Origin of the sequence: Nostocoides australiense Ben110, assembly GCF_001050535.1 — a bacterium.
Lineage (GTDB): Bacteria > Actinomycetota > Actinomycetes > Actinomycetales > Dermatophilaceae > Nostocoides_A > Nostocoides_A australiense.
This window is the reverse complement of the sequence record NZ_HG764815.1, coordinates 3740658-3746931: the sequence shown is the minus strand read 5'-3', so window position 1 is coordinate 3746931 and position 6274 is coordinate 3740658. Positions and strand designations below refer to the sequence as shown.

Genomic DNA, 6274 nt, shown 5'->3' with positions numbered 1-6274 from the left:
GCGGGCTTGTCGGCGGTGCCGAGTGTCGAGATCGCCCACTCCTTGACGGCTCGGGGCGCCCGGTCGACCAGGGTGGAGGCCACCGCAACGGCGGGCGATGCCGGCGGCGCGACGGCGGCGGCCACCAGGTGACCCGCGCCCAGGGCGAAAGTGGCCGAGCCGACCCCGATGGCGGCTGCCCCGGGGGAGGGGAGCTGCGCCATTGGTGCCTCCTGGGAGCCGGCGTGGTCGGATCGGTTGCCGAACACGGTAAAGGCGATCGGAGCGCAGCGCAGGGTTTCGGGATCTTACGGAGTCATGACGATTTCACCGCGCGGCGGGCGCGCCCGGCGCGTCAGTCGGACCAGCGGAAGACACGCGTGGCGAGGAACCCGCAGACGCCGCCCCACGCGAGCAGGACCAGCCACTGACCAACCGGCCACGACCCGTGCACGAAGGCCGCTCGCAGGGCATCGCCGAGGGCACCCGATGGGAGCGCCTTGGCGAGGCCACCAGCGGCGTTGGGAAGGGTCGTCGTGGGCAGCAGGAGGCCGAGGCCGAGGAAGAGCACCCACAGCAGATTCGCCATGGCGAGAACGGCTTCGGCCCGCAACCGGCCGGCCACCAGCATCGCGATCGCCACGAAGCATGCAGCGCCGATGACGGTGGTGATCAGGGCCGGCGCGATGCCGGATCCTGCCGGTCGCCAGCCCAGGGCCAGGCCCAGGACGCTCAGCGCGATGAGGTGGATCGCGAGGACGGCGAAGGTGGCGAGAATCTTGCCACCGAGGAGTCCGTCGCGGCCGAGCGGCGTCGTGCCGAGCAGACGCAGCACCCCATTGCGGCGATCGAAGGCCGTGGCAATCGCCTGGCTGGTAAAGGCGGTGGAGACGACGGCCAGGGCGAGCACACCGGGCACGATCGCGTCGATCCGTGGAGCGGGCAGGTCAGGGACGGACGCGAACTTCAGGCCGACCATCGCCATGGCCGGCAGCAGGAAGGCGACGAGCAGTTGCTCGCCGTTGCGCAGCATCGTGCGGGCCTCGAACCCCGCCTGCCGGCGGATGCGTATGCCGCGCACCGCGGCCCGCGGAACCGTCGCCGTGGTCGTCGGCCCGGTCATCGCTTGCCTCCGCGGGTGAGGGAGAAGTACACGTCCTCGAGGGATTTCGCCCCGGTCACCTCGGCCCGGCCACCGAACGCCCGTACCCGGCCGGTGTCCATGATGACGATGTCGTCGGCGACCCTGTCCGCCTCCTCGAAGGAGTGCGTGGCCAAGACCACAGCGGCGCCGGCGTCGGCCTGTTCGCGCACGATGTCCCACACATCGAGCCGGGTATGGGGATCGAGGCCGGCGGTCGGCTCGTCCAGGAAGAGGACGTCGGGCCGCCCGATCAGGGCCGCGGCCAGGGCAACGCGTTGGCGTTGCCCGCCCGACAGCCGCCGGATGATGGTGCGAGCGAAGCCGTCGATCCCGAGTCGCTGAGCCAGCGCGACGGGATCGGCGGGCGCGGCATACAGCGCGGCAAGGTGCGTCAAAAGCGTTGGGGGAGTGGACATCGACGGCAGACCGCCGTCCTGCAGCATCAACCCCACCCGGGCGCGATGCTCCGCGGAAGCACCCCAGGGATCCTCGCCCAGCACGTGCGCCGTGCCCGAATCCGGCCGCTGCAACCCCTGCAAGCACTCGATCGTCGTCGACTTGCCCGCGCCATTAGGGCCGAGCACAGCCGTCACCCGCCCCGACTGCGCCGACCAGGTGACCCCGTCGAGCGCTCGAGTGGCCCCGAAAGACTTCACCAGATCGCGGACCTCGACTGCGGGCACCACCGCAGTCTAAGGCGCCCCACGGGGTGACCTAATGTGCTGCCCATGTGTTTCGACGAACGCGCGGCGACGTGGGACGACGACCCGGACAAGGTGGCGCGTAGCGCCGAGGTGGCGGCCGCGATCCGGCGCCAGGTCGATCTTGGCGACCGGCCACGCACGCTGGAGGTGGGTGCCGGCACCGGACTCCTCTCTCGGGCCCTACGGGCCGACCTCGGGGATGTCGTGCTCTCCGACTCCTCGAACGGCATGATCGAGGTCGCCGAGCAGGTGATCGCCGCCGAGCGCCTGACCGGGTGGAGCACGGCATACGCGAACGTCGACCGCGGCGAGCTGCCCGCCGGGCCCTTCGACCTCGTGCTCAGTCAACTGGCGCTGCACCATATGGCCGAGCCGGAATCGGTGCTCCGGCTGATCCACGCTGCCCTCAACCCCGGCGGTCATCTCGCCATCGCCGACCTCGACCACGATCCCGATGGCGCCTTCCACAAGGCCCACGGCGACTTCCACGGCCACGACGGCTTCGACCGGGGCCGCCTGACCCACTGGTTGACCGAACTGCGCTTCGCCGACATTCAGATCAGCACCGCGACCACGCTCACCAAGGACGTCGACGGCGAACCACGCGAGTTCCCGATCTTCCTGGCCACCGCCCGCAAGCCGGGCTGATCCCAGGATCGCTCGCTACCGTCGAGCCATGCGACGCATCATCCGCGCGACGGCCACGCTGGCCCTCCTCACCCTCGGCACGGCCTGCTCGGGCGGGTCCGGAGAGTCATCGGGGACGAGCGCGCCGGCATCCAGCTCCGCCGCCTCGGCTTCCGGGACATCGGCTTCGGCGACGACGGGGGGTGCGAACGCCGCGCCATTCCAGATCACGGAGGTCGCGGCATACGACGAACCGTGGGCGATGACGTTCCTGCAGGGCACGCCCTACGCGGCGATCACCCAGCGGGGCGGCCAGCTGATCGTCCGCGACATGGAGGCCGGTACCGATCTCGACGTCGACAACGAGCCCGAGGTCGCGGCCGGCGGCCAAGGCGGTCTCGGCGACATCATCGCCGCTCCGTCCTACGAGCAGGACCAGCGGATCTACCTCAGCTGGGTGGAGCCGGGCGACAACGGGACGCGTGGGGCGGTCGTCGGCAACGGGCGGCTGGTCATCGACGACGTCAGCGCTCGCATCGAGAACCTCAACGTCATCTGGCGGCAGGTGCCGAAGGTGGAGGGCGAGGGCCACTTCGGGCACCGGCTCGCGATGAGCCCCGACGGCACCTACCTGTTCGTCTCCTCCGGGGAGCGGCAGCAGTTCGACCCCGCGCAGGACCCGGGCACCAACCTCGGCAAGATCCTGCGGCTGAATCCCGATGGCTCTCCCGCACAAGGCAATCCGCTCTCGGACCAGGAATACCCGTCGGACGAGATCTGGTCGTGGGGACACCGCAATCCGCTCGGTCTCGCGTTCGACGCCGCGGGCAACCTCTGGGAGTCCGAGATGGGCCCGAAGGGCGGGGACGAGATCAACCTCATCCGTGCCGGCGCCAACTACGGCTGGCCCAAGGCGTCCAACGGCTCGCACTACAGCGGCAAGGACATCCCGGATCATGCGGAGGGGGACGGGTATGAAGCGCCGAAGGTCTTCTGGAATCCCTCCATCTCGCCCGGTGGGCTGATGATCTATTCGGGTTCGGCTTTCCCGGAATGGGTCGGCGATGCCTTCGTGCCCGCCCTGTCGGGTCAGTCGCTGATCCGGGTCGACATCGACGGGACCTCCGCGACGGCCGCCGACCAGTGGTCCGACGGCCCGCTCGGCGAGCGGCTGCGGGAGGTCGAACAAGGCCCGGACGGCACGATCTGGGTGCTCCAGGACGGCGGCGGCGGCAAGCTCCTGCACCTGACTCCGCCGGCCTGAACCTGAAGTTAGGTTTACCTTATTTCGACAGGCGCGGAACAATTACCTAACATGGATGTGTGAATATTTCACGCGCCTCGCTGGCGACGGCCGACGCCGCGCCCGAGTCGCGCACGCGCGAACGCGTCCTGCGTGCCGTCAGCCAGCAGGGCCCGATCACGACGACGGCCCTCGCCGGCTCGTTGGAGTTGTCCGACACCGCGATCCGGCGCCATGTCGACAACCTCGTGACCGACGGACTGATCGAGGCGCATGACGGCGCGAACCCGCGCCGCGGGCGGGGCCGGCCGGCCAAGTCGTATGTCGTCTCCGAGGCCGGCCATGGTGCCCTCACCTCCGACTACGACCACCTCGCCGGTCAGGCGCTGCGTTATCTCGCCGAGACGATGGGGCCGCAGGCCGTCGAGGACTTCGCGCGGCAGCGGATCGCCGACTGGGAGGTGCGGTATGCCACGCAACTCGCCCCCGACCTCACCCCCAGCGAGCGTGCCGAGGCCCTCGTCGCCGCGCTGACCCGCGACGGGTTCGACGCCAGCCTGCGCCACGTCGGCGGGCCGGGCACCCCGAGCGCGCTGCACGGCATACAGCTGTGCCAGGGGCACTGCCCGGTGCGCGGCGTCGCGGCGCAATTCCCGCAGCTGTGCGAGGCCGAGACGGAAGCCTTCTCCCGCCTGCTCGGCGTCCACGTGCAACGCCTGGCCACCCTCGCGCACGGCGATCACGTGTGCACGACCTTCATCCCCACCCCCACGATCCCCCATCAATCGGAGGCGTCATGACCCAGAGCATCGAAGACCTCAACCCAGGTCTGAAGGGACTCGGTCACTACGAATACGGCTGGGCCGACAGCGACTCGGCCGGTGCGTCCGCGCGCCGCGGCCTCAACACCGATGTCGTGGAAGACATTTCGCGCCGCAAGAGCGAGCCGGAGTGGATGCGTGAGCTGCGCCTGAAGTCGCTGCGCCTCTTCGACAAGAAGCCGATGCCGACCTGGGGCAGCGACCTGACGGGCATCGACTTCCAGAACATCAAATACTTTGTGAAGTCCACCGAAAAGCAGGCCACCTCCTGGGAAGACCTTCCGCAGGACATCAAGAATACGTACGACCGGCTTGGAATTCCGGAAGCGGAAAAGCAAAGATTGGTCGCCGGGGTGGCCGCGCAATATGAAAGCGAAGTGGTATACCACCAGATCCGCGAGGATTTGGAGGAAAAGGGTGTCATTTTCGTCGACACCGACACGGGATTGCGCGAGCACGAAGACCTCTTCCGCGAGTACTTCGGATCGGTAATTCCCCCGGGGGACAACAAGTTCGCCTCGCTCAACACGGCCGTCTGGTCGGGCGGGTCGTTCATCTATGTCCCGCCGGGTGTCCACGTCGACATCCCGCTGCAGGCCTATTTCCGGATCAACACCGAGAACATGGGCCAGTTCGAGCGGACGCTGATCATCGCCGACGAGGGCTCTTATGTGCACTACGTCGAGGGCTGCACCGCGCCGATCTACAAATCGGACTCTCTGCACTCCGCCGTCGTCGAGATCGTCGTCAAGAAAAACGCCCGCGTTCGCTATACGACGATCCAGAACTGGTCCAACAACGTCTACAACCTCGTCACCAAGCGCGCGACCTGCGCCGAGGGCGCGACGATGGAGTGGATCGACGGCAATATCGGTTCCAAGGTGACGATGAAATACCCCGCCGTCTACCTCCTCGGCGAGCACGCCAAGGGCGAGACCCTGTCGATCGCCTTCGCCGGCGAGGGCCAGCACCAGGACGCCGGCTCCAAGATGGTGCACGCCGCGCCCAACACCTCCAGCCAGATCATCAGCAAGTCGGTGGCACGCGGCGGCGGCCGCACGTCATACCGCGGGCTCGTGCAGGTGATGGAGGGCGCGACGGGCAGCAAGTCCAGCGTCGTCTGCGACGCCCTGCTCGTCGACACGATCAGCCGCTCCGACACCTACCCCTATGTCGACATCCGCGAGGACGACGTCCAGATGGGCCACGAGGCGTCCGTCTCGAAAGTCTCGGAGGACCAGATGTTCTACCTGATGTCCCGCGGCCTGTCCGAAGAGGAGGCGATGGCGATGATCGTGCGCGGCTTCGTCGAGCCGATCGCCCGCGAACTCCCCATGGAGTACGCCCTCGAACTCAACCGTCTCATCGAACTGCAAATGGAAGGCGCGGTCGGCTGATCCATGTCGCTCCTGACTGAGAAGACCCAGCGACCCGGGCCGGCGCCGCATACCGATGCAGCGGCTGCGTTCGTGCCCGACCAGTCGCGCGCCGAGCGCACCCGGTCGTATGCCGTGGCCGACTTCCCCATGCCCACCGGCCGGGAGGAGGAGTGGCGGTTCACCCCCGTGGACCGGCTTCGTATGCTGCTGCGCGACGAGCCGACCGGGCTCTGCCTCGATTGGGACGAGTCGCTCCCGGCGGGTGTGCGCCTGGGCACGATGAGCGTCGAGGACTGGCGCGCCAGCGGCGCGCCGGCGCCCGGCGACCGCGCGGCCGCCATCGCGGCGGCGCACAGCGGGGGAGTGGCGGGGGGGGG

6 protein-coding genes and 2 pseudogenes are annotated in these 6274 nt (G+C 68.7%); 5 read left to right on the top strand and 3 right to left on the bottom strand.

What is annotated here, in order from left to right:
• The 3 genes and pseudogenes from BN11_RS24340 to BN11_RS18400 all read right to left on the bottom strand — a co-directional run.
• Positions 1-203: pseudogene (locus BN11_RS24340) on the bottom strand (molybdopterin-dependent oxidoreductase); the annotation flags it as partial.
• 131 nt (positions 204-334) lie between these two features.
• Positions 335-1102 (bottom strand): ABC transporter permease, encoded by a 768-nt coding sequence (locus BN11_RS18405; RefSeq protein ID WP_048699775.1) that lies wholly within the window; start codon positions 1100-1102, stop codon positions 335-337.
• Entirely contained in the window at positions 1099-1809 is a 711-nt protein-coding gene (locus tag BN11_RS18400) for an ABC transporter ATP-binding protein (protein ID WP_048699774.1), read from the bottom strand. The genes BN11_RS18405 and BN11_RS18400 overlap by 4 nt, the downstream gene beginning before the upstream one ends.
• Positions 1810-1851: 42 nt before the next feature.
• On the opposite strand from BN11_RS18400, the gene BN11_RS18395 reads away from it, so the two are divergent.
• The 5 genes and pseudogenes from BN11_RS18395 to BN11_RS24820 form a co-directional block, all read left to right on the top strand.
• Entirely contained in the window at positions 1852-2475 is a 624-nt protein-coding gene (locus BN11_RS18395; protein ID WP_048699772.1) for a class I SAM-dependent methyltransferase, read from the top strand.
• A 28-nt stretch (positions 2476-2503) separates the two neighbouring features.
• The gene (locus BN11_RS18390) at positions 2504-3718 is read left to right on the top strand and encodes a PQQ-dependent sugar dehydrogenase (RefSeq protein ID WP_048699770.1); all 1215 of its coding nucleotides are present in this window, start codon (positions 2504-2506) and stop codon (positions 3716-3718) included.
• 59 nt (positions 3719-3777) lie between these two features.
• On the top strand, positions 3778-4497 hold the full coding sequence (locus BN11_RS18385; RefSeq protein WP_048699768.1) for a helix-turn-helix transcriptional regulator: 720 nt from the start codon (positions 3778-3780) through the stop codon (positions 4495-4497).
• Positions 4494-5915, top strand: a complete 1422-nt coding sequence (sufB, locus tag BN11_RS18380) for a Fe-S cluster assembly protein SufB (protein ID WP_048699766.1) — start codon at positions 4494-4496, stop codon at positions 5913-5915. Before BN11_RS18385 ends, sufB begins: the two co-directional genes overlap by 4 nt.
• Positions 5916-5918: 3 nt before the next feature.
• Positions 5919-6274, top strand: a pseudogene (locus tag BN11_RS24820) (Fe-S cluster assembly protein SufD); the annotation flags it as partial.

Bases quoted from the DNA above. Each gene is read 5' to 3' on its own strand.
- BN11_RS18390 (WP_048699770.1), top strand. From the start codon at position 2,504: ATGCGACGCATCATCCGCGCGACGGCCACGCTGGCCCTCCTCACCCTC.
- BN11_RS18395 (WP_048699772.1), top strand. From the start codon at position 1,852: ATGTGTTTCGACGAACGCGCGGCGACGTGGGACGACGACCCGGACAAG.
- sufB (WP_048699766.1), top strand. From the start codon at position 4,494: ATGACCCAGAGCATCGAAGACCTCAACCCAGGTCTGAAGGGACTCGGT.
- BN11_RS18405 (WP_048699775.1), bottom strand. From the start codon at position 1,102: ATGACCGGGCCGACGACCACGGCGACGGTTCCGCGGGCCGCGGTGCGC.